Here is a 22,958-nt window from a genome sequence, read left to right on the forward strand (position 1 = left end):
ACGCTCGCGAGGCGATCATTATCTGGTAAAGGGGTCACAGTTAGTTTTTTCCCAACCTTTTCACCAAAAACAGGCGGTCTCTGAATAAAAATACTAAACTTCAGTCTTTGTCATTGATAATTCTTTTTTAGAATATAGTTTTCACAGTTAAAAGTCAACCTGTAGTACTACTATGCATGATATTTACAGATCCAACACGATTGTGAAAGGTCCATCATTTTCTAAATCAACCTGCATGTCGGCACCAAATTCACCTGTTTCTACAGTTAAACCCAGTTTCTCCAATTCTTTATTGAACTGTTCCCATAACTTTTTTGATTTTGGTGGTCTCATAGCTTTAATAAAACTTGGTCGATTACCCTTTTTGGTATCCGCTAGTAAAGTAAACTGACTAACACTTAATATTTGTCCGCCAACATCTTTAATTGCTAAATTAGTTTTACCATTTTCATCTTCAAAGATACGCATTTTGGCAATTTTAGCAGCGGCTTTTTTAACGACTTCAGCTCCATCGCCTTCTTTTAAACCAACTAGCAGTAATAAACCCTTGGAAATTTGTCCTACTGTATTTTCAGCTATTTTTACACTAGCCCTGTTAACTCTTTGAATCACAATCCGCATTAATTATCAGCCCTCCTCGTCTGGTATACATCTGGTATATCTCTTAATTTGGTCAAAATGCCATCTAATTGAGCTGAATTTTTGACTGCCACTGTAGCATATATATGAGCAATATTATCTTCATTAACTTTGCCTGAGATATTATTAATATTTGGGGTTAGTGTGTTCAATTTTGTAATGACATCTGTAAGTAATTTACCACGATTGTAGCCGAAGACTTCAATATTGGCATTAAATGCTTGAGCACTGTTTTCTTCAACATTTTCCCACTGAACTTCGATCAGTCTGCCCTTGCTTTCGTCATTATTTACAATGTTGCGACAATCTGTTCGATGAATTGTCACACCGCGACCTTTGGTAACATAGCCGACAATGTCGTCTCCTGGAACTGGGTTGCAGCACTTGGCTAAATGAAGCATCAGGTCACTTATGCCTTGTATCATAACACCATTTTTGTGCTTGATCTTCATTGCCTTAGAATCTTTTTTACTTGGTGGAGTTTCCGAAACTGATTTTTGCCCTGAATTCAGAATTTCTTCTTCAAGCTGCTGTTGCTTTTTCTTTTCATTTTCGTGCCGGATATCAGCAGTTAGCCTGTTGACCACACCAATTGCCGAGAGATCACCAAAACCGATTGAAGCATACATTTCATCAGCAGTGTGGTAATTTATTTGCTCTAAAAGAGGCTCGATATGTTCTTTAGACATAAATACTTTGGGTGAAAGTCCTTGCTCACGCAATTTGTCCGCAACCATTTGCTCGCCCTGTTCAATACTGTGGTCACGATCAAGATTTCTAAAGTACCGGCGAATTTTATTGCGTGCACGTGAGGTCTTAACCAGATCTACCCAGTCTCGTGATGGGGTGGCATTAGATTGAGTCATGATTTCAATGACATCACCATTTTTTAACTTATAATCTAATGGTACTAATTTGCCATTGACTTTAGCTCCAACTGCATGGCTACCCACTTGAGTATGGATTTCATAAGCAAAATCTAATGTAACTGAACCTTTTGGCAGTTCATAAACCTCACCTTTAGGAGTAAAAACATAAACGCGATCAGAGAAGATCTCGCTTTTAACGCTTTTCATGAATTCATCAGCGTCTGAAGTTTCATCTTTTAATTCTAAAATTTCACGGACCATGTCCAATTTTTCATTTGAACTGGTTTGTTCTACGCCTTTAAAATTTCCCCTCTTATACGCCCAGTGAGCAGCCACACCGTATTCAGCAATTTCATGCATTTGTTCGGTTCTGATTTGTATTTCAAGAGGTCTGCCACCAGGTCCAATAATAGTGGTATGAAGCGACTGGTAGCCATTGACCTTGGGAACAGCAATATAGTCCTTGAACCGGCCCGGCATCGGTTTCCATTTAGTATGAACTGCTCCCAAAACTGCATAACAGTCTTTAACCGTTTTAACAATCACGCGTACTGCCAACAAGTCATAAATTTCATTAAAATCTTTATGCTTGTTGACCATTTTTTTATAAATAGAATAAATATGCTTTGGCCGACCATATATTTCGTACTTAATGCCCAGGCTATCCAAACTTTCCTTAAGTGTCTTGATAGCATCTTGGATATATTTTTCCCTTTGGCTGCGTTTAAGACTCATTAAATTAACAATGCGATAATATGCCTTGGGGTTCAAATAATGAAAACTCATATCTTCAAGTTCCCATTTAATTGTTCCGATACCCAAACGATCAGCTAAGGGAGCATAAATATCCATAGTCTCAGATGCAATTCTGCGTTGCTTATCAGGGCGCAAATGCTCTAATGTATGCATATTATGCAGTCTGTCTGCCAGCTTGACCATAATCACACGAATATCTTTTGCCATTGCAATCAACATTTTTCTGTGATTTTCAGCTAAAAATTCTTGGTGTGATTTATACTGGTATTTATTTAACTTAGTGACGCCATCTACTATAAAAGCAACATCTTTACCAAATTTTTCCTTAATATCATCATTAGTGACTGGCGTATCTTCTACTGTATCATGTAGGAATCCTGCTGCAATTGTATCCGGATCAAGACTCAGTTTTGCAAGAGTACCGGCAACTTGGGTAGGATGAACGATATATGGCTGACCGGAGGCTCTTTTTTGATCTTTATGGGCATTTGCAGCAAATTTATATGCTTTTTCAACAAATGCAATTTGATCATCATTCATATATTTTTTACAGGTATCTATCACCTGTTCATGTGTCATTTCGATGTACTTTGACATAGAATATCGCCCCTTCTAGCACTATCCGTAAATTTGATTATCCATTAGACCAAATATTTCCAAAATCAGGTAAATTAACGCAAACAAAAAGTTATAATTAGCATATTTCAATAAAACAATTAAGCAAAAACAGCCCGGCATAAACAATAGCCAATAGTGCCTTAAATTAAGTGCTTTAATCAATTTGCCAATGTGATAGCTGATTATGCTGTTGAGTACTATAAATAAGAGACCCACACGATAAATAGTCCCTATTGAAAACAGGCTAAATAAGAGTGGCAAAATCATGACTAATATACTCCAGCAAATTACTGGTGTTATCTTATAGCTATTTAACTTTTTAAAAAAAGGAATATTTTTTAGTTTATCAATCAACTTGTCAGTTCCTTACTAATTTAATTATCTATTATAACTCTTTTTAGTTATCTTTTCTTTCAATAATCAGTCCAATCCAACGTCCCTGCTGCATTGATAATATAATTTGGAATCCATTGGTAGTTAAAGCTGTCCTGATTTTTTCTATCTGGTCACAATCTATCCCAGAAAAAATCACTTTTCCATTAGAGTTTAAATGCTCATTCAATTCTGGAATCAAATCAAGTAAAATTTCAGCTAAAATATTTGCTACAATAATATCATATTTACTTTTGACTTGATTTAATAAGTTCGTCTTCTGCACTTTTATATTAGTTAAATTATTTAAAGATATATTTTCATTAGCAGCAGTTATTGCCTCATCAGATATATCTGTCGCTAAAACTGAACTTGCTCCTAAGACAGATGAAGCAATAGCTAAAATTCCAGAGCCAGTGCCAACGTCACAAACAGTCTCTGGTTTGACTAAAATCTGTTCCAGTCCTAACAGTGCTAATTGAGTAGTCTTATGTGAACCAGTTCCAAATGCCAAACCTGGGTCAAGTTTGATTATGTTTTGGTCTTTAAAAGCTGGCTGATATTCTTCCCATTCAGGTACTATTGCCAAGTGCCTGGAAAAATCAATTGGATGATAAAATTTTTGCCACACTGTATTCCAGTCTTCATCTTTGATATAAGAAGCAGTCACTTTAGCCTGACCTATTTTCAAACCGTAATCCTCTAATTCAGACAGTTTTTTTTGGTACTTTTTAACTAATTCTGCCTGATCTTGTTCCATATCAAAATATGCTAAAAATTCCAAATCTTCAGGTAAGTCTTTTATTTCGTCAAGTTTAACAATTGTTGAATCAGATTCCCAACCAGCTTGTTCAAAATCTGAACGTTTCCGTGTTTCAGTGCCCAAACACTTTAGTACATCATGACTATATATATTTAATGCATCTTCAACTTCATGACTAGTTTCTATTTTAATAATTAACAATTTCATTATTTTTTTAACTCCCTTTTATTTTCCCTTTTATCAATGCTATCATTAAAAAGGTGATCATTATGTCAAAAAAGAAAAATAAGATTGAAAAGACGCTCGTCGAAAAAATATTAGATAGGAATAAAATACTATATCGACAAGCAGAGTTTGCTACACGTGAAGACTCAGGTGGTGTGGCAAAAATGGATACGTCCATTTTAAACGAGAATGAACATTTGGTCTATAAAACTTTGGTGTGCTGTGGAAATAAGACGTCGACTTTAGTAGCGGTAATACCAGTAACCGAGCATTTGAGCATGAAAAAACTTGCCAAAAACTCCGGTAATAAAAAATGTGAAATGTTGCCTCTGAAAGATTTAGAAAATACTACCGGTTATGTACATGGGGCTAATACTCCCATTGGCATCTATTTTAAACATCATTTTCCTATTTTTCTTGATAATAGCATGATTAAAGAAAATGAAATTGCTGTTTCCAGTGGCAAAATTGGCCGGAGCGTGTTTTTAAATCCTCAAGATTTGCAAAAAATCACACATGCAAAATTTTGTGATTTACTGGAATAAAAGCAGAATTTAAATTTCGCATCCCGAAAATTTTTCTTCTAAAGAGTTGCTTAAGTTATAGTATTAAACCGTTCTTTCTAATATAATTAAAACAAATAAAAAGTATAAAGAATAGGAAAAAAACAAATGACATTGTTAACAGATGAACAACTTGCGAACATCGCACACGACTATTTTTTGAGCAAGCTAAACATTGCAGAAATCTCGAAAAAGTATAATCTCTCCCGCTATCTTATAGCTAAAGCAATAGAAGAAGCCGAAGATAAGGGAATTGTGAAAATTAGTATTTATCAAAGTCCTAAACGGGCACAAAAACTTGAGCGTGAATTCCAAAGACTCTTTGATTTAAAAGAAGTTTATATCTTAGAAGATAAAGAAACCAAAAATCAAGATAATGAAATGATTGTTAACTTTGCAGCTAAACAAATACAGAATTATATTAATTCCGCTCATGTCATAGGTTTAACTTGGGGAACTCTCTTAAGAGACATCATTGATGATTTTTCAGTAGAAACGCGTGATGATTTGACTTTTGTACAGTTGTTAGGTCAAGTGGTTAATGCAAGCAAGCGTAAACTGCCATTGATTCAACATGCTGCAGATAAGTTCAGCGCAAAATGTCTAACTTTTCCTGCTCCCCTTTATGCGATTGATCCCACTTTAATAAAAAAGGTTCATAAAGAACCGTATTATGAATATATAGAAAAATACTTCTCACAGCTCGACCTAGTATTTGCAAGTATCGGAACATTCCAGTCGTTAGAATCAGGCCAATTCTTTATGGATTATTATGCAGATAAACTATTTGCAGGTTTGGAGAAAAATCAATTAGCGGGAATTATTTTTGGCAGGCCTTATGATATTAAGGGACGTTTTTATAGTCCTATTGAGCCACATATATCTGGCATCAGCCTTTCTAATATTTTTGCAATTCCGGATCGCTTTGTAATTGTTAGAAATCGTTTTAAAGAAGATGCTCTTTTGGGAGCGTTAAGGACAGGCGTAATTACTCACTTGATTACTACTAGTGGAATAGCCGAAAGAGTTTTACATAAGAATGACACTCTTTAGTTTTAATCAGAGGATATCTCCTGCTTATACAAATTAGTGATAAAATTTTGTAAATCTGTGACCGAATGTCTTCTTGAACGAGCACATTCTTTAGCAGGTCTTGAACATAAAAAACATCTGCGAACAGGCATACCCAATTCTTTGCGGGATATGGCCTGTTTTTGCTTATTAATCAACACATCAGCATCAAAAAGTCGATTTAGTTTTTGATGATCTTCAAATTCAACTGCTTTTTCTTTTACAACTCTGTAGTTACTATTGACAAGGTAAAAATTTTCTGGACCTGTTACTTTTTCCCAATGTTCATAAAGAATAAAAGGCAAATTACTGCTTTGAAAAATTTTTTCTAAATCAAAAATACCTTCGGCAAATATTTTTTCTAAATAACAATTGTTTTTAATAGGTCCAGGAATATTCAATTTAACATCCAATAATGTAATCTTTGGAAACTTTTGTAAAATTTCTTGTTGAAGCTTGACTCGTTCATCTTTATTTTCCAGTACTTCAGCTATACTCTGAGGCTGACCCTTGTCAAAAATTGATTTTATCATTCTGGTATTCATTTCTTTTTATATTATAACTAAAAAATGTGAGAACAAGTTCCAGCTCATTCTCACACTTTTTTAAAAATAAATAATTAGTCTTTTACCTGCTTAATAGTATCAATAATTGTGCCGTCTCGATACTGAATTAAAGCAACAGTGCGATCAGTATATGCCAGTGGTTTTGGTACCCCAACCTGCTCTTGAGCCATTTTTTGAAGTTCCTTAATATCAACCACATTGAGTTCTGGAACCTTGGCAAAAGCATCTATGAGATCTTTACGGCGTGGATTAATTGCAATTCCTCTTTCAGTTACCAAAACATCAATTGAATCACCAGGAGTTACAACTGTTTCGACTGCTGGAACAACAGTCGCATTTCGTCCACGTACTAATGGAGCAGTAATAATAGTCATTTTAGCTGCAGCCGCATCTTGATGACCACCAATAGCGCCGCGGATAACACCATCAGAACCGGTCATTACATTAACGTTAAAATCTGTATCAATCTGTAAAGCCGAAAGAATAGCAACATCTAAATTATTAACTACTGCCCCTTTATTGTGAGGATCGGCATACCAAGAAGCATCAATTTCTTGTTGATTTTTATTCTTAGCCATTGATGCCGCAGCACCTTTATCAAAATCCTGCACATCCATAATTTTTTTGACTAGGCCTTCCTCAAGTAAGTCGGTTGTAGGCTTGGTAATGCCACCTAGAGCAAACGATGCTGTGATACCATCTTTTAACATGGATTCTCTTAAATACCTGGTCACAGCAAGAGCAGCTCCACCAGATCCTGTCTGAAAAGAAAATCCTTGTTTATAATAAGGTGAATTGGTAATTACCTGATTAACGGTTTGAGCTATCTTTAACTCTTTCGGATCTTTAGTAAAGCGAGTAGCTCCTGAACCTATTTTATCTGCATCACCGATTTGATCAACCTTAACAACGTAATCGACCTGGGTTTGTTTAATAGAAGCAGGAGTATTTGGATAATCAACAATGTTGTCTGTCAATAAAACTACTTTATTCGCATATTGAGAGTCAATCAATGCGTATCCTAAAGAACCGAATACGGCATCTCCTTCTTGACCATTAGCGTTTCCTGCAGGATCAGAATTAGGGACACCTAAAAAGGCAACATCAATTTTGATTTCTCCTTCTTCAATTGAACGAGCCCGATTGCCGTGAGAACGGAAAATCACTGGATTCTCCAGCCCACCGTGGGAAACAAAATCCCCTAAGCTGCCTCTCATTCCAGAAGAAGTAATATTGGTAATGACACCCTTTTTAATTGCTTCAATTACTTTGTCATTCATAACACCAGTCAAAGAAGAAGGAGCTAAAGTCAAATCTTGATAACCCATTTTAATAATTAAATCCATTACTTTGTTAAAAGCAAAATCGCCATTTCTAAAGTGATGGTGAAACGAAATGGTCATACCGTCTTTTAGTGTCTTTTTGATAACTTCCTCTAAAGAGTCGACCACTTTTGATTCACCAGTAGTAACTTGCACTTTGGGTGCAACTCTCTTTACTTCAGGATTCCCAACTACAACAGACTCAAATGGTTTAAGATTCATATCAGTCATCAAATCATCCGGCAAATTGCGCTTTACTTTATTCTCCAATGTAATTACCCTCCTCATCAATTAAATTCGAAGCTTTTGCTGTTTCAATAACGCGATCAGCTTTTTCAACTACAGGTTTGTCAACCATCTTACCGTTCATCGAAATTACTCCAGAACCTTTTGCTTTTGCTTCCTGAATTGCATTTTGCACAGCAAGTGCATTTTCAATTTCTTCTTTAGTAGGATTGAATACTTTATTAACCATTGGAATTTGCCGTGGATTGACCAAAGACTTACCATCATACCCAAGTTCATAAATATATTTTGTCTCGCGGTAAAATCCCTCGGTGTCGTTCATATTTGAAAAAACTGTATCGAAGGCATAAACATCTGCAGCTCTAGCAGCTTGTAAAACCATATTACGAGCAAATTCAAGTTCACGTCCGTCAGGATACCGGTGAGTGTGCATATCAGCAGTATAATCTTCGCCAGAAACTGCCAAACCCATCATTAATGGTGTGGCCGTTGCAATTTCAGGTGCATTAAGAACACCTTTAGCACTTTCAATCGCAGCCATTACGCCAATAGAACCTTTTTCAACGCCATATTCTTCTTCTGCCTTTTCCATATCAGCTACTAATTTTTTAATCATTGCAGCTGATTCTGTTTTTGGCAGACGAATAACATCAACTCCTGCTCGAACCATTGCCTTTACATCTTCGTCATAAAAAGGCGTATCTTGACCATTAATTCTGACAACTACTTCTGCACCACCAAAGTCAACAGTTTTTATAGCATTAAATACTAACATTCTTGCTGCATCTTTTTCAGTTAGAGATACTGCATCTTCCAAATCCAACATAATAGAGTCGGCACCATAGATACCGGCATCCTTAACCATAGCTGGATTATTTCCCGGTACAAACATCATAGTTCGACGCAAACGATTTTTTACGTAAGTCATTTATTGTAGTACCTCCAATCTTGGTTTATCTGTGGTTTCGGTTGCTCTTTGAGCTGCAGCCAATGTACGTGCTGCAATTACGCAGTCAAGTGCACCTTTATCAGTAGCCTTGACTTTTGCATTATCAAGTCCGAATTTATTAAGAGTATCTGTTATTACTTTTTTAATCTGATCTCCGTATGATTTGGCTACTTCGGATTCCAAATCTATTTCAATACCATTTTGACTAGCGGATACCATTATTTGAATATCTGAAGATTCTAAAGTTCCTGCCACTCCAACAGTCTTAATTTCCATTGATGTTCATTCCTTTCTTTATTCTTTCTTGTAAAATTTGATAGTTTTTATTAATAAAATCAAACGTAGTTGGCGGGACTAAATTTGAAATGTCTTTTAAATTATCACTTTTGATCAATTGACGAACACGAGTAGCTGTAATTATTTGATCGCTATTGCAAAAGCGCTTAACAATTGCAACGTAAATTTTGGGACCAAGTGTGTTTTTTAAGCTTTGATTATAGAAATTAGTTGTTCTTGAAAATGGTTCAGTACCCAAATAACGCTTTTTTATTGCCAATTTCGGTGCAATAGTATTTTTAAAAATTAATGCATCAATTTCTGTTTGCGTAGCGATCAGTTCATCAGGTGATTTTAAAAAGTATGCTGGAAAAGTTGATTGAGAAACTAAATAGTCTCCACCACTAACTACTAATACATTTTTGTACTCAGATGTGCCTTGTTTTACCAGTTCCATTCTTTCGCTCGTCTTAAATAATGAAGCATCTGTAGCAACAACAAACACATATACCAGATCATTTTCGCTACTAGCAAGTTTTACCAGCCCTTGATGACCTAAAGTAAATGGATTAGCGTTCATGACAATTGCCGCAACTTTTTTATGATTTTGGTCTTTTATTCTGGGAATTTTTGCCAAAAAATCCTGAATATTAGGCGTGCCACTCTCTAAAAAAGCTGCTTCATTAGTATGAGCTAGTTCCTTAAATCCTAAGTGAGAAAAACTGGCAGAATATTTTGCCTTAGTAAAAACAAACGAATGATAAATATTTTGGCTAAAAAGGTATTCTTGTAAAGCTGAAACTATTTGATTAAATCTTGTTCCTTGAACAGATTCATCATTTGAAACTGCTATATATTTGAGAACATTTCCAGCAATGCTACCCGTTCCTACTAATTGACCATTTTCATCAATTAGGCCAACTGTATGATCAATCACAGCAACTTCACTAGAACTAAAATTATTAATTCCTTGACTAACCAGGAAATTTTGCCACCTTTTTTTGGTTTCCGGCAAGGTTAAAAAAAGTTCTACGGTTTTATCCATTTGTTTCATTCTCACTTTGAGTTAAATCTTTTTTAAGAAATTCGTAACTTCTTTATACATGCTAGAAGGCTGTTCAGCCTGAATTAAGTGTCCACAATCTTTAATAACTTTTGCGCTAATTATTACATTTAACCTTTCCATAGCAAAGGCGAAGTGATAATCAAAAAAGGGGGATTTCTGCCCTGCTAAAACGAGCATTGGGATTTTTAAATCAATTAAAACATCTCGCCAATCCTGCTCAGCATGATCTATACGACAAAGATAATTTTCTTCAGCATTATATGGATGTTTTTGGGCTTCTATTTTGGCCTTTTTAAACATCTCATCATTGATATGAGCATAAATGCCATTGCCAAGATCTGCCTTTAGATAATCCGGATAATTCTGCCAAGTTAATTCTTTAAAACCATACTCCCAAGAGCTATCTCGAATCATCTTGGGAGGTTGATCCAAATCAATAATTGCATGTAGCCTGTCATAGCCAAATAATGAAACATAAGCCCAAATATTTGCTGCACCCATTGAATTTCCAATAGCAATAATATTTTTCAAGTTTAACTTGGTAATCAGTTCCGCTAAATCAGCCGCATGACGACTGATACGCTGTCCCTTAAATGTTCTTTGTGACCGTCCCTGATTACGCGGATCTATTACAATAAAACGATAGTCAGTTGCAAAAAGTTTAGCAACTCCTTCCCATAATATTGCGGTGCTTCCTATACCGGAAATTGCCAATACAGGTTGTTTGCCTTTTTCAGTATCATAATATGCTATCCGTATACCATCATTAGTGATAAAACTCTTCTCATTAAGCATTTACCAGATTCCGATAACTTTCATCCATAAAGTTCCAATTACTCCAAAAATCAGCAAATAGATAATTCCCAAAATAAAGTTGTATTTCCACCATTCACCTTGTTTAATGTAACCTGTAGTAGCTAAAATTGAAGCTGGGCCGTTGGCATAGTGAGTAGTTGAAGCGTTGAAAGCTCCTGTAAATGCAAGCAGCATTGCAGAAAGTCCTAAAGGAGCACCAGTAGCTACTGCCACTGACAAGAATGGTAAATATAAGGCAGTCATATGAGCGGTTCCACTAGCAAAGAAGTAGTGGGTATAAAACATTAATATTACCAAAACCACTAATACTATTTGCCAGCTGATGCCGTGAAGACTTGTTTGAATAGTCTTTGAGAACCAGTCAATAAAGCCAAATGAAATAAGTTTACTTGCCATAAAAATTAAAATTGACAGCCAAATCAAAATATTCCAGGCACCAGTTTGGTTTAAGGCATCTTTCATGGTTAAAACACCAGTTAACAGCAACAAACCAACCGCTAGAAAAGCAACGAAAGTTGAATCTAATTGAGGAATATCAAAAACGCCAGATAAAACCCATAAAATTATGGCCAGTAAAAACACCATTGACATAATTTTTTCTGGTTTTGTAACTGGCCCCATGTCCTTTAAATGATCAGTAGCCCATTTTTCAGCATTAGGAGTTTCTTTTATCTCAGGTGGGAAAATTTTATAAATCACAAGTGGAATGACAATAGTTGCAACAAGTACAGGAACTACAGCTGCTGAAAACCAGCTAATCCAGGTCATGTTATAATTTTTCTGCGCTGCCATTTGTGAAGCAACCATATTCGGTGCCGCGCCGGTAATAAAGAGGGCAGTTGAAAGAATATTGGCATGAAAAGCCATAAAACTGAGATAGGCACCAATTTTCTTTCTGGAAGGGTCATTAGGGTAAGAATCATAATCTTTAGATATTGATTCGGTCACGGGCCAAACGACTCCTCCAGTTCTGGCACTGTTTGATGGAATCAAAGCTCCTAAAATTAATTCCAATCCAGTAATGGCATAGCCGATGCCAATGGATTTCTTGCCGAAACGTTTAATCATCCAATAAGCTATACGGTTGCCCAGTCCAGTTTTACTAATACCATATGCCATGATGAAAGCCATAGCAATTAGCCAAGAAGCTGAATTGCTAAAGGCACTGAGGATTCCAGTTGTTACTTTGCCTGTTTTAGGATCTGCAATGTCCTTGATTGGGGCTAAACCAACTAAAACCGTTACTATAAGTCCGATTAAAGTGGTGCCGCCTATTGGCAAAGGTTTAGTGATACACCCAACAATAGTTGCTACGAAAATAGCAAACATTTCCCAAGCTGGAGCGGATAAACCTGCAGGACGCAAAGGCGTGATGCACCAAAGTATAACACCAACAGCTAGGGGTAAGATAAATCCCTTGTAATTAACTTTTTCAAGTGTTTTCATTTTAATTACCTGTAATTTTCCGGGCGATAAAAATCGTCAATAATTTCATAATTTTTATTCTTCAGTTCTTCATCAAGCCAATTTATATTTCCTGTGCCATCATGAAAACTTGCCGCTTTGGCATCATCTTTTTTGTGAAAATCCTGGACGGCTGGAAGCAATTCACTTGCTTCTTCTAAAGCAATTTTTATAACACCATCGGCATCACCTAAAATTACGTCACCAGGATTAACACTCACGTTCCCACAAGAAATTGGAACGTTTATTTCTCCTGGGCCCTCTTTATATGGTCCATCTGGTGTTGTGCTAACCGCATAAATGGGCAAGTCCCAATCACGCAAACTATCTATGTCACGTATTGGCCCATCAACTACGACTCCAGCAACATGTCTTTGGTCGCGAAGCCAGGTCATCATCACTTCGCCAATAACGGCCCTGGTATTGTCATTCTCATTGTCAATGACAACGATATCGCCTTCATGACAATATTTTAAAGCTGCATAAATGGTCAGATTATCACCTGGACGATTATGCACTGTAAAAGCTGGCCCACACATTTCCTCATGAGGATTGGACATAAGCTTAATTCTCGGTGCCATTGCACCTGTTCTATTCATACAATCAGCCACATTTGACGATGGCAATTTTTTGTATGCATCTATTACCTCTTTCTGTGGAAGGTTTCTTTTTAAAAAAATTCTTTTTCCAACCTGCATTCGTCATGCCTTCTTTTGGTTAATCTAAAGTAATATTATCTAGTACTTCCTGCATTTTTGAAGCTGAGTTCAGCATCTTAGCTTTTTCAGTTTCAGAAAGCTTAGTCTCAAGCACCTGACTAATTCCGGCACCATTTATTACAGTAGGAGTTCCTAAATAAAGCTCACTTTTAATTCCATATTCACCATTAATTGGTGCTGATAAAGGCAAAGCGATTGACCGATTATTTAATATAGCGGTAACAATTTGAGTTAACATCATCGCAATGCCATAAAAAGTAGCACCTTTATTTTCAATTATTTTTCCTCCCTTTTTACGAATACCTGATTCTACTTGATCCAGCACAGAGTTGTCAATACCGTCAAAATCTTTAAGTGGCTTGCCACTAACTGTTGACTCATCAAAGTTTTCGAAAGAAGTATCACCATGCTCACCTAAGACCATAGAATTAACTTCAGCAACAGGAACATGTAATCTTCGTGCTAAATCTACCTTTAAACGTGCTGAATCAAGGGAAGTACCTGTTCCAATAACCTTATTTTTAGGGAAGCCGGATAATTTCTGGGTCAGCGTTGTTAAAATATCAACTGGATTAGCAGAAACAAGGAAAATTCCATTAAAGCCTGATTCAACTACAGGTTGAATTATGCTTTTTAAGATATTAACGTTTTTATTAACTAGATCCAAACGACTTTCTCCCGGCTTGCGCGGAACACCAGCGGTGATCACAACAACATCAGCGTCTTTTGCATCAGAGTATTCTCCCGAATGAATATTACATTCTCCTGTAAAAGGCAATATATCTTCTAAATCCATTGAATCACCCAGTGGACGTTTTTTTACCACATCGCAAATAACCAGCTCGTCAACTCTAGTATGTTGCAATAAATCGTTGGCAAAAGTTGAGCCTACTGCTCCATCACCAACTAATAAAACCTTTTTATTCATAACGTCATTTCCTTTCAATTTTTAAAAATGTAATCCTTTACATTTATAATTATAAAATTACTTTTTAATTTTTTCAATATTTAAAATAAATAATTCAAATTTCAATTTTTTAAAAATATAAAATGATTTCCATCTTTTAAATAATATAAAAAATGCTTAGAATTTCTAAGCATTTTAAATATTTATTTATATTGTCTAGTAAACTCTGACATTTGTATCCCGGCCTGTCTGCCAAATATTACAGTTTCAGCGATTGAGTTTCCTCCAATTCTATTATTGCCATGCAAACCTCCTGAAACTTCACCTGCGGCATAGAGTCCTGAAATAATATTTCCGTCTGAATCCAAAACTTCAGTTTTTGGAGTTATATGAATTCCACCCATAGTGTAATGAATAGCCGGATTAATATGAATAGCAAAGAAAGGACCTTGCTCAATAGTGTGATCCATTCCAGTAGTTCGCTGATATTCACTATCATTTTTGTTTTTCACAGCTTCATTCCATTTTGAAATTGTTTTCTTTAGATTATTACTGTTAACACCAATGTTTTCTGCTAATTCCTCAATGGAAGATCCTTGATTGACTAATCCTACATGATCATAAAATTCAACAGCGGTGAAATTATTACGGATCGTTTGATCAAACAGAAGATACGCTCCATCCTCATTTAACTTAGTAATTGCATCAGAAACTATTTTCCGTGTGTTGAGTTCATTAACAAATCTTTGACCAGATTTGTTAACTAAAATTGCTCCTTCGCCTCGTAAACCTTCACCTATTAAATAAACGTGATCAGTGTCTGTCTGTGCTGTGGGGTGAACCTGAATAAATTCCATTTGCTCTAATTGAGCATCTATTTCAGCAGCTAACATTAAACCATCACCTGTAGCTCCGGGTTGATTAGTTGTTTTGTAATTCGCTAGGTCTGGACGGTATTTTTGTATTAAATCTTTTGAAGAACCAAAGCCACCTGAGGCTAGTAAAGTAGTCGTCGCTTGAACCTTTTTAGTTCCTGAATCAGTTTCAACTTCAATTCCTACAACTTTTTTCTGCTCATTTTGTAATAAACTAATTACCCGTGAATTATTAAAAACAGGAATACTTTTTTCTTTAATTTGTTTCAAAGCTCCTGTTACTAAATAACTGCCAACAGGTGCCATTGAGGCAGGCCGGTGAGCCCTCTTTTTACTCATACCACCCGTTATCGTCAAATTTGTTAACTCAATGCCATGATTCATTAACCAGTCAATTGCTACTGCTGAATGGTCAACGAAATACCTTAAAAGATCGCGATCATTTAGTCTGCCTCCACCTTTTAAAGTCTCCTGATAAAAATCTTCCTTATTATCTATAATTCCTTCATTAAGTTGAACCAGGCTCTCAGAAGCATTCATTCCTGACGATGCTCTATTGGTATTTCCACCAAGGTCGGCATTTTTTTCAAAAACAGCAACATTGAGTCCGAGTTCTTTTGCCTGAATTGCTGCTGTTAAACCAGCTCCGCCGGCTCCAACGATCACAGCATCATAGCGGTCTTTAATTTCTGCACTGCCGTTAGGCGTAAAAACAAATTTACCCATTTATTTTTCTCCTCTAAAAACATTAAAATAGTTATTTCTCAGGATTAGTTTGAGATACATTGGTCATCTCCATGTAATCCATCCACTTATCATATTCTTCCTCTGTTAATTTGCCACTATCTAAAGCTGCTTTCTTTAGTGTTGTACCTTCCTTATCTGCAGTTTGGGCAATTTTCGCAGCTGCATGATAACCAATGTGTGGTGACAGAGCTGTAACAGTCATCAAAGAACTTTCAAGCAAGTCATCCATCTTTTCTGCATTAACTGTTAAGCCTGCTATCATTTTATCAGCAAACCCTGTAATAGTACCAGTTAAAATGTCACAAGAATCAAGAAAAGCTGTAATCATTACTGTTTTATAGACGTTCATTTCAAAATTTCCTTGTGAACAGGCAAAAGTAATTGTGGTATCGTTGCCAAAAACTTTTGCAGCTGCCATGGTCACGGCTTCAGCTTGCGTGGGATTAACTTTACCTGGCATAATTGATGATCCAGGTTCATTGGCTGGAATGTTGAGCTCGTGATAGCCGGCTCTTGGGCCAGAAGCTAAGAATCTAATATCCTGTGCTATCTTAAACATATCAGCAGCTAAAGTTTTCAATGCACCATGAACAACATCAATTCCAGAATGATGAGCTAAGCCCCAAAACTTATTGGTATTAACTTTAAATTCATGCCCGTAAACTTGGGACAATTTACCGGCAATTTTTTCAGTCATTCCAGGCGCGGCGTTAAGTCCAGTGCCAACAGCGGTCCCTCCTATTGCTAATTCAAACAATGTTGGTTTAAGTTCTTGAATATAATTCAAATCATGCTTTAAGGCAGAAATATAGCCTGAAACTTCTTGACCAAAAGTAATTGGTGTAGCATCTTGCAGGTGAGTACGACCCACTTTAACGGTTTTCCAATACTTATTCTGTTTTACTATCAGTTCATCAATTAAATGCTGCACAGCCGGCTCGAGTTTATCCAGGGCTTCAACGGCCACAATATTCATTGCTGTAGGGTAAGTATCATTAGACGATTGTCCTCTATTAACATCATCATTAGGTAAAATATGCAAATGTGGATGCAACTTGTTGGCTAGATTTGCGACAACTTCATTGACATTCATATTGCTTTGAGTTCCAGACCCTGTTTGCAATACATGTAATGGAAAGTCCTTGCGTAGTTCATGGTCATCTAATTTAAGTAAGTAATCAACTGCGTCCTCAATTGCTTGCCCTTTATCCTCAGGCTCATCTCCAACTTCTACATTTGATTCAGCAGCAGCTTTTTTTAAATGCAAAAATGCCCGAATAATTGCAAGAGGCATTAATTCACCACTGGGGAAGTTATTGCGACTGCGTTCAGTTTGTGGTCCCCACAAAGCTTCTTTCGGTATTTTGACAGGACCAATAGTATCACTCTCAACACGATATTCATTTTCGCTCATGTTCAGTCTCCTTATTTAATGCTGACATTCTTCTGATAATAAATTTTATATTACTCTTTCACTCATGATACAGGTTTTTTGAGCTTTTTTCAATATTTATAAATAAAAGGGCTATCATTTTAAAAATTAAAAATTTATTTAAAAATACAAAAAGCACTCCTGACGAGTGCTTAATGCTAAGTGTCATATTTTCAATGTTTCTGCGTTGATAGCTACTATTACTGTTGATAAGGACATCAAAACTGCTCCAACGGCCGGAGATAATAAAATTCCCCAAGGAGCTAATACTCCAGATGCTAAGGGCAATGCCACAATGTTATAGCCGGCTCCCCACCATAAATTTTGGACAGTTTTTCTTTGAGTATGCTGGGCAAGATTTAAAAAGCTAATAATGTCAAGTGGGTCACTATTTACCAAAATGACATCGGCTGAATCCACAGCAACATCTGTTCCCGCTCCGATAGCAACACCGATATCAGCTTTTGCTAAACTTGGAGCATCGTTTATGCCATCCCCGACCATCATTACCTTATTGCCTTTTTCTTGAAGTTCTGCAACAATTTTTTGTTTGTCAGCAGGCATCAAACCCGAATGAACTTCAGAAATGTTAAGTTTATGAGCAATATTTTGTGCAACTTTTTCATTGTCTCCTGTTAGCATTACTGGTGTGATATTAAGATCTTTAATTTGCTTAATTAAAGAAGCAGCATTCTTCTTAATTTCGTCTCCAACAGCAACATATCCTAAAAGATCATTCCCCTCTACTAAATAGCTTGAAGTGTAGTTTAAAGCATCCATTTGGGGAAAATTGTTCACTAACTTTCTAGCAGATGTTTCGTTTACAAGTTGAAATTCCTTTCCATTTAGAGTACCAGAGACCCCTTTACCATCTAAAGTTTTACTATTTGTTAATGAATATAGATTAATATTCTTTTCTTTAGCAAACTGTAAAATGCTTTGAGCAATCGGGTGATTTGAATCCTGCTCAAGTGAGGCAATAAGCTTAATTACTTCATCAGCACTGTAATTTTTATCCAAACTATCAAATTTTCGAACTTGAAATTTTCCTTCAGTTAAAGTTCCAGTTTTATCTAAAAGCAAATAATTGATTTTTGAACTGATGCTGATGACATTGCGATTTCTAATTAACAAGCCATTTTTGGCGCCAATTGAAGTACTTCTCGCATTAACTAAGGGAATGGCCAACCCCAAAGCGTGAGGACAGGCAATAACTAAGACGGTGACCATTCGTTCTAGACCACCAGATATACCACGCAGACTAGTCCAAACGATTAATGCTATAATCCCAAAAACAAGTGCCGCATAAAATAACCAACTGGAAACTTTATCGGCCAGATTTTGCAATTTTGATTTATTCATTTGTGAAGACTGAACCAGCTTATTCACATTAGCTAAAAAGCCGGAATTAGCAGAACTAGTTACTTTAACCGTTAATGTACCAGAACCATTAATTGAACCACCGATCACCTTATCGTTTTCTTTGCGGGTAATTTCTCGCGATTCACCGGTAACTAGCGATTCATTTACCTGACTTGAACCACTTAGAATGACCCCATCTAAAGGTATGCTCTCTCCTGCTTTTACTAAAATAACAGCATTCTTTTGCACATCATTAATAGCCATATCTTTAAATTGACCGTTATTTTGGACATGCACTTTATCAGGCAAAAGCTTAGCTAAATCATGCACAGAACTATTTGCGTTCATCACTGAATTCATCTCAATCCAGTGACCTAAAAGCATAATCAAAATTAAAGTAGCCAATTCCCAGAAAAAATCCATTACTTGAGCTTTACTGTTTAATAAATTATTTTTCACAAAAGCATAAATACTATAAATATATGCAGTAGTTATTCCCAGAGAAATAAGAGTCATCATTTCAGGTTTCTTGTCTTTTATCTCGTAAAAAGCACCTGATAAGAATGGTTCCCCACCGTAAAAGTAAAGTATAGTCGCAAAAATAACCACTACCCAGTCAGACCCAGTGAAAGAAAACTGGAATGGCAAATGAACACCCATTGCAGGTGATAAAAAAATAATTGGCAACGATAATAAAACGGAAACCCAAAACTTTTTCTTTAAGTTTCCCATGTGCATCATGTGACCACCATGCATCATCATATCATGATTACCCATTTTCATTGATGAATTATTATTCATCGAATGATTCATATTTTCATTATGGTTCATATTCATATTATTCAAAATATTCAGCCCCATTCTATACAATCACCAAAATTGCTCTTTTCTTTAATCTACTTTTATAAACAGGTGATGTCAAAATATCAGCTTAATTATTTGAATTATATTTGCACAACTAAATAGTTTTTGCTTTTTTATAAAAATGAATAATAAACCCAACAGCTAATCCAATAACAGCCGGAATTACCCAGTCCATACCAATATCTGCGAATGGCAAGAAGCGTAATTGCAATGACCTTAATTGTAATGCCCATGACTGTTGACTAATTACGGCAGGAAAAGAAGCAATCATGTCTAATATTGCAGGAATGAATGTAAAAACTATTCCCCAAAAATAAACAATTGGATCACGATCAAACAGTGAACTAGAAATTGACAGAATAATTAGTACCATTGCAATAGGATATAAAAACATTAGCATTGGAGTTGACCAGGCAATAATTGTATCCAAACCAAAATTAGCCGTGATGAAAGAAACAAGAGTCATAATTGTCAACCAACCATGATAGCTGATTTTATTGAAGCTACGGTGAAAGTCTTGTGCAAAAGCGGCTATTAAACCTACAGCGGTTGTTAAACAAGTTAGTGTAACCAGTGTAGCAAGTAAAGCATGACCAAAATTGCCCAAATAATAAGTAACTATTTGATTGAAAACAGTGCCGCCTTCAGCAGAAATTTTAAAATGGTTTAAAGTTGTCGCACCTACCCAAATTAACCCAATATAAATAATACCAATTGCACTTGTGGCGATCACACCTGCTCTAGCTGTAACTTTGGCATTGCTTTTAGCAGAAGTTTTTCCCAGCTGTCTTACCGCCGAAACAATTGTATAACCAAAAGCTAATCCGGCCAGAGCATCCATTGTGTTATAGCCTTCTAAAAAACCATTGAAGAAAGGAGCACTTTGATACGCTGCTGTGACATTTTGACTTTTTGCAGCACCCATTGGTGAAATGGCGGCCAACAAAAAAATCGAAAATAGCAACAGCAAAAATAATGGATTTAGGATTTTTCCTATACTAGTCAATATCGTAGACTGTTTATAAGAAATAATAAAAGCCAAAATGAAAAATATTGCAGAGAATATCAGGAGTGCTGGCTTTGCGGCAGATTTCGGCAAAACTGGTTGCAAACCCACTGAAAATGAAATGCTTGCCGTACGCGGGGTGGCAAATAATGGCCCCAGAGTCAAATGGATTAAAACCATAAATACTAGAGCAAAAATGTTACCCAGTGGCCTGCCAATATCATAAACTCCTTTGGCATGACTTGCGCTAATAGCTAAAACGGCTAGTAAAGGTAAAAGCACTGCCGTTACCAAAAAGCCAAAAGTAGCTATTCCCCAATTTGCTCCTGAAAGCTGACCTAAATGAATCGGAAAAATCAAGTTGCCTGCACCAAAAAACAGTCCAAACAACAATGACGCTACTACCAAATATTGCTTCCATGTTAAAGGTTTTGTATTAACATCTTGCTCAATTTCTTCCATTACAATTCCTCCTAAACAGAATTACAGATAAATTTAATAATGATAAAGGGTTGGCTAGATTATTTTGGGTAATAAAAAAGCACCCTTGATTTTAAATCAAGGGTGCTTTAGCACGGTACCACCTATATTACTGCACTATAAATCAAAAAATGACAAATAGCATAGTCACTTCACGTACGGCAAAAATGCGATACGCTAACACGTTAATGGGTGTACCCAATAATAGCTACTAAAATTCACCATATAGCTCAAAGTTACTTTCAGCTTGCCGTCACGGTCCGTTCTCAGCAACAGGACTCTCTTAAACGCTACTTGTAAGCTTACTTATCTTTTCTTCGCTTTATCAATATTAATGATATTCTAATCAATGTCTTATTTTCTGTCAACTAAAATTTTGAAAAATTAGTGAAATTGGCAAAAAATTGATTATTTTTGGACTTATACCCTTTTAAGTATGTTTTCTTTTAAAAAAGGGTCAACTAGCACAATTACAAGCCTAAATATTTCTTGAATAATAAAGCTTAAAGTAATATCAAAATATAAGAGAAACTTTAGCCCTACATTTTCAAATGAAACTACTGAAAAATTTCCAGTGACAGAAACGCTACATACAAATTTATATTTGCTAGCATTTGCGTAAAAAATCAAAAAGTTTTTATTAAAAATAATAAGATTTTAAATAGGATTAGTACTTCTGTGTTCGATATAGGAACATTGACGTTAGGGTTAACCATGCAATAATAGAATTTAGTGATGAAGAAATTTTATTATATTTTTAGCCAGCAAGATTCTACTTTTGCTTAACATGTTTAACCCTCAGAGCAACGAAACCATGTTCGCGGACTAGCTCCACCCAGCTCCTGATAGCCGTGTAATCAATGCCATATTCTTTGCCTAAGCCAGCCATTTGGCGTGCTAGATACTTACTAACAACTTCAATTTTCAAAGCAGTCGAATATTTAGTCATAAAAAAGGTGCTCCTAATAGTCAGATTATTGTCTAACTATTATGGAGCACTTCATCATTATTTGAATTTCAAATAATTTTTGCTTAACCAGTTTGCAAAACGTTTGGTACTTGTTGTTACACCATAGTCTAACATTGCAATCCCATATTTAGGTCTAATAGAATAATTTAAAGGTACACTCGTAATTGTTTTATCCTGGTATGCATTAACAAAGTCCGCCCAAATTCCTACTCCAAGCCCAGCTTTTACCATTAAACTAGAACTTAATATGTTGTTGGCATAAGCCACATTAACATCCTTATTCACGGACACGATATATTTTTGCAAAATATTTTGTGATGGTGGACACCATTCACTATCAGAGAAAACCAACCTAAATTTATTCAGCTCAGAAATTTTAAAAATATTATGTTTAATCCCTGAGGAATTATAGAAATTTACACAATAATGACCTTCCACTAAATTAATATATTTTACGTTTTCCATTTTTGATATGATATCTGGCATCGTAAAAATAATATCACAGTCCCCGTTAATCAATCTATCTTTTAATTCATTATGCGCAAAATTTTCTAAAAAAATATAAAGTGAATCATTACCTATGTTTCTGTTGTATTCCTCAATTAATTTCGGTAATATAGAAATTTCATAAGGCGTTCCACTATAACCTATTGTTAGATTATTCCTTTTTCTAATAGCAGCCGATTTTGCTTTTTGAACCGACTTATCATAAACATTTAATAATGGCTTGATAGAATGATAAAATTCCCTTCCACTTTCAGTCAGATGCACTTCTTTTCTAGTCCTTTTAAATAAGAAAAAATTAAGCTCATTTTCCATTGAAGAAATAATTTGCGAAACAGCTGATTGTGATAAATTCATTTCTATAGCCGTCCTGGAAAAATTTAAAGTTTCTGCCAAATTTACAAATACTTTTAAATGTTCAAAGTTCATTTCTATTCCTTTCTTAATAAGTAAATCTTATTAATAATCATATTCTAGATTATTTGTAAACAATTGAACAATGTTATATTTA

Annotated in this window: 20 protein-coding genes; 2 read left to right on the plus strand and 18 right to left on the minus strand. The window is 35.6% G+C overall.

What is annotated here, in order from left to right:
• Positions 1–183 precede the first annotated feature (183 nt).
• From dtd to prmA, 3 genes are all read right to left on the minus strand, one after another.
• A complete protein-coding gene (dtd, locus tag F5ESL0261_RS05380) occupies positions 184–621 on the minus strand; it encodes a D-aminoacyl-tRNA deacylase (protein WP_122052440.1) in 438 nt (145 codons plus the stop codon).
• Entirely contained in the window at positions 621–2,861 is a 2,241-nt protein-coding gene (locus tag F5ESL0261_RS05385; protein WP_122052442.1) for a bifunctional (p)ppGpp synthetase/guanosine-3',5'-bis(diphosphate) 3'-pyrophosphohydrolase, read from the minus strand. The genes dtd and F5ESL0261_RS05385 overlap by 1 nt, the downstream gene beginning before the upstream one ends.
• A gap of 418 nt (positions 2,862–3,279) precedes the next feature.
• A complete protein-coding gene (gene prmA / locus F5ESL0261_RS05395) occupies positions 3,280–4,224 on the minus strand; it encodes a 50S ribosomal protein L11 methyltransferase (RefSeq protein ID WP_122052446.1) in 945 nt (314 codons plus the stop codon).
• A gap of 62 nt (positions 4,225–4,286) precedes the next feature.
• Between prmA and ybaK the strand changes: the two genes are divergently transcribed.
• Positions 4,287–4,787 carry a Cys-tRNA(Pro) deacylase gene (gene ybaK / locus F5ESL0261_RS05400; RefSeq protein WP_109586337.1) on the plus strand — a complete coding sequence of 167 codons (501 nt, stop codon included), beginning with the start codon at positions 4,287–4,289 and terminating at the stop codon, positions 4,785–4,787.
• 126 nt (positions 4,788–4,913) lie between these two features.
• On the plus strand, positions 4,914–5,858 hold the full coding sequence (locus F5ESL0261_RS05405; protein WP_109586338.1) for a sugar-binding transcriptional regulator: 945 nt from the start codon (positions 4,914–4,916) through the stop codon (positions 5,856–5,858).
• Between the two features lie 2 nt (positions 5,859–5,860).
• Here F5ESL0261_RS05405 and citX read toward each other — a convergent pair whose 3' ends face one another.
• The 15 genes from citX to F5ESL0261_RS05475 form a co-directional block, all read right to left on the minus strand.
• A complete protein-coding gene (gene citX, locus F5ESL0261_RS05410; RefSeq protein ID WP_122052448.1) occupies positions 5,861–6,409 on the minus strand; it encodes a citrate lyase holo-[acyl-carrier protein] synthase in 549 nt (182 codons plus the stop codon).
• A gap of 86 nt (positions 6,410–6,495) precedes the next feature.
• Positions 6,496–8,034, minus strand: a complete 1,539-nt coding sequence (gene citF / locus F5ESL0261_RS05415; RefSeq protein WP_109586340.1) for a citrate lyase subunit alpha — start codon at positions 8,032–8,034, stop codon at positions 6,496–6,498.
• A complete protein-coding gene (locus tag F5ESL0261_RS05420; protein WP_122052450.1) occupies positions 8,024–8,938 on the minus strand; it encodes an aldolase/citrate lyase family protein in 915 nt (304 codons plus the stop codon). Before F5ESL0261_RS05420 ends, citF begins: the two co-directional genes overlap by 11 nt.
• On the minus strand, positions 8,939–9,235 hold the full coding sequence (gene citD / locus F5ESL0261_RS05425; protein WP_122052451.1) for a citrate lyase acyl carrier protein: 297 nt from the start codon (positions 9,233–9,235) through the stop codon (positions 8,939–8,941).
• Positions 9,225–10,280, minus strand: a complete 1,056-nt coding sequence (gene citC / locus F5ESL0261_RS05430; protein ID WP_122052453.1) for a [citrate (pro-3S)-lyase] ligase — start codon at positions 10,278–10,280, stop codon at positions 9,225–9,227. The genes citD and citC overlap by 11 nt, the downstream gene beginning before the upstream one ends.
• Before the next feature lie 21 nt (positions 10,281–10,301).
• A complete protein-coding gene (locus F5ESL0261_RS05435; protein ID WP_122052456.1) occupies positions 10,302–11,096 on the minus strand; it encodes an alpha/beta fold hydrolase in 795 nt (264 codons plus the stop codon).
• Positions 11,097–12,563 carry a DASS family sodium-coupled anion symporter gene (locus F5ESL0261_RS05440; protein ID WP_122052457.1) on the minus strand — a complete coding sequence of 489 codons (1,467 nt, stop codon included), beginning with the start codon at positions 12,561–12,563 and terminating at the stop codon, positions 11,097–11,099.
• 5 nt (positions 12,564–12,568) lie between these two features.
• Positions 12,569–13,279 (minus strand): methyltransferase, encoded by a 711-nt coding sequence (locus F5ESL0261_RS05445; RefSeq protein ID WP_109586346.1) that lies wholly within the window; start codon positions 13,277–13,279, stop codon positions 12,569–12,571.
• 19 nt (positions 13,280–13,298) lie between these two features.
• Positions 13,299–14,228 (minus strand): L-lactate dehydrogenase, encoded by a 930-nt coding sequence (locus tag F5ESL0261_RS05450; RefSeq protein ID WP_034979673.1) that lies wholly within the window; start codon positions 14,226–14,228, stop codon positions 13,299–13,301.
• Between the two features lie 182 nt (positions 14,229–14,410).
• A complete protein-coding gene (locus tag F5ESL0261_RS05455; protein ID WP_122052459.1) occupies positions 14,411–15,808 on the minus strand; it encodes a flavocytochrome c in 1,398 nt (465 codons plus the stop codon).
• A 31-nt stretch (positions 15,809–15,839) separates the two neighbouring features.
• Positions 15,840–17,243 (minus strand): class II fumarate hydratase, encoded by a 1,404-nt coding sequence (locus F5ESL0261_RS05460; protein ID WP_109586348.1) that lies wholly within the window; start codon positions 17,241–17,243, stop codon positions 15,840–15,842.
• 183 nt (positions 17,244–17,426) lie between these two features.
• The gene (locus F5ESL0261_RS05465) at positions 17,427–19,484 is read right to left on the minus strand and encodes a copper-translocating P-type ATPase (protein ID WP_233560899.1); all 2,058 of its coding nucleotides are present in this window, start codon (positions 19,482–19,484) and stop codon (positions 17,427–17,429) included.
• Positions 19,485–19,581: 97 nt separating this feature from the next.
• On the minus strand, positions 19,582–20,955 hold the full coding sequence (gene brnQ, locus F5ESL0261_RS05470; protein ID WP_122052461.1) for a branched-chain amino acid transport system II carrier protein: 1,374 nt from the start codon (positions 20,953–20,955) through the stop codon (positions 19,582–19,584).
• 790 nt (positions 20,956–21,745) lie between these two features.
• Positions 21,746–21,922 carry a hypothetical protein gene (locus F5ESL0261_RS10120; RefSeq protein ID WP_158595198.1) on the minus strand — a complete coding sequence of 59 codons (177 nt, stop codon included), beginning with the start codon at positions 21,920–21,922 and terminating at the stop codon, positions 21,746–21,748.
• Between the two features lie 57 nt (positions 21,923–21,979).
• Complete coding sequence (locus F5ESL0261_RS05475) at positions 21,980–22,876, minus strand: LysR family transcriptional regulator (RefSeq protein WP_122052463.1); 897 nt, start codon at positions 22,874–22,876, stop codon at positions 21,980–21,982.
• Between the last annotated feature and the right edge of the window lie 82 nt (positions 22,877–22,958).

Origin of the sequence: Lactobacillus sp. ESL0261 (genome assembly GCF_003693025.1) — a bacterium.
Classification (GTDB): Bacteria; Bacillota; Bacilli; order Lactobacillales; family Lactobacillaceae; genus Lactobacillus; species Lactobacillus kullabergensis.

Coding starts and splice junctions, on each gene's coding strand:
- dtd (WP_122052440.1), bottom strand. CDS start 621: ATGCGGATTGTGATTCAAAGAGTTAACAGGGCTAGTGTAAAAATAGCT.
- F5ESL0261_RS05385 (WP_122052442.1), bottom strand. CDS start 2,861: ATGTCAAAGTACATCGAAATGACACATGAACAGGTGATAGATACCTGT.
- prmA (WP_122052446.1), bottom strand. CDS start 4,224: ATGAAATTGTTAATTATTAAAATAGAAACTAGTCATGAAGTTGAAGAT.
- ybaK (WP_109586337.1), top strand. CDS start 4,287: ATGTCAAAAAAGAAAAATAAGATTGAAAAGACGCTCGTCGAAAAAATA.
- F5ESL0261_RS05405 (WP_109586338.1), top strand. CDS start 4,914: ATGACATTGTTAACAGATGAACAACTTGCGAACATCGCACACGACTAT.
- citX (WP_122052448.1), bottom strand. CDS start 6,409: ATGATAAAATCAATTTTTGACAAGGGTCAGCCTCAGAGTATAGCTGAA.
- F5ESL0261_RS05420 (WP_122052450.1), bottom strand. CDS start 8,938: ATGACTTACGTAAAAAATCGTTTGCGTCGAACTATGATGTTTGTACCG.
- citD (WP_122052451.1), bottom strand. CDS start 9,235: ATGGAAATTAAGACTGTTGGAGTGGCAGGAACTTTAGAATCTTCAGAT.
- citC (WP_122052453.1), bottom strand. CDS start 10,280: ATGGATAAAACCGTAGAACTTTTTTTAACCTTGCCGGAAACCAAAAAA.
- F5ESL0261_RS05435 (WP_122052456.1), bottom strand. CDS start 11,096: ATGCTTAATGAGAAGAGTTTTATCACTAATGATGGTATACGGATAGCA.
- F5ESL0261_RS05440 (WP_122052457.1), bottom strand. CDS start 12,563: ATGAAAACACTTGAAAAAGTTAATTACAAGGGATTTATCTTACCCCTA.
- F5ESL0261_RS05445 (WP_109586346.1), bottom strand. CDS start 13,279: ATGCAGGTTGGAAAAAGAATTTTTTTAAAAAGAAACCTTCCACAGAAA.
- F5ESL0261_RS05450 (WP_034979673.1), bottom strand. CDS start 14,228: ATGAATAAAAAGGTTTTATTAGTTGGTGATGGAGCAGTAGGCTCAACT.
- F5ESL0261_RS05455 (WP_122052459.1), bottom strand. CDS start 15,808: ATGGGTAAATTTGTTTTTACGCCTAACGGCAGTGCAGAAATTAAAGAC.
- F5ESL0261_RS05460 (WP_109586348.1), bottom strand. CDS start 17,243: ATGAGCGAAAATGAATATCGTGTTGAGAGTGATACTATTGGTCCTGTC.
- F5ESL0261_RS05465 (WP_233560899.1), bottom strand. CDS start 19,484: ATGGGGCTGAATATTTTGAATAATATGAATATGAACCATAATGAAAAT.
- brnQ (WP_122052461.1), bottom strand. CDS start 20,955: ATGGAAGAAATTGAGCAAGATGTTAATACAAAACCTTTAACATGGAAG.
- F5ESL0261_RS10120 (WP_158595198.1), bottom strand. CDS start 21,922: ATGACTAAATATTCGACTGCTTTGAAAATTGAAGTTGTTAGTAAGTAT.
- F5ESL0261_RS05475 (WP_122052463.1), bottom strand. CDS start 22,876: ATGAACTTTGAACATTTAAAAGTATTTGTAAATTTGGCAGAAACTTTA.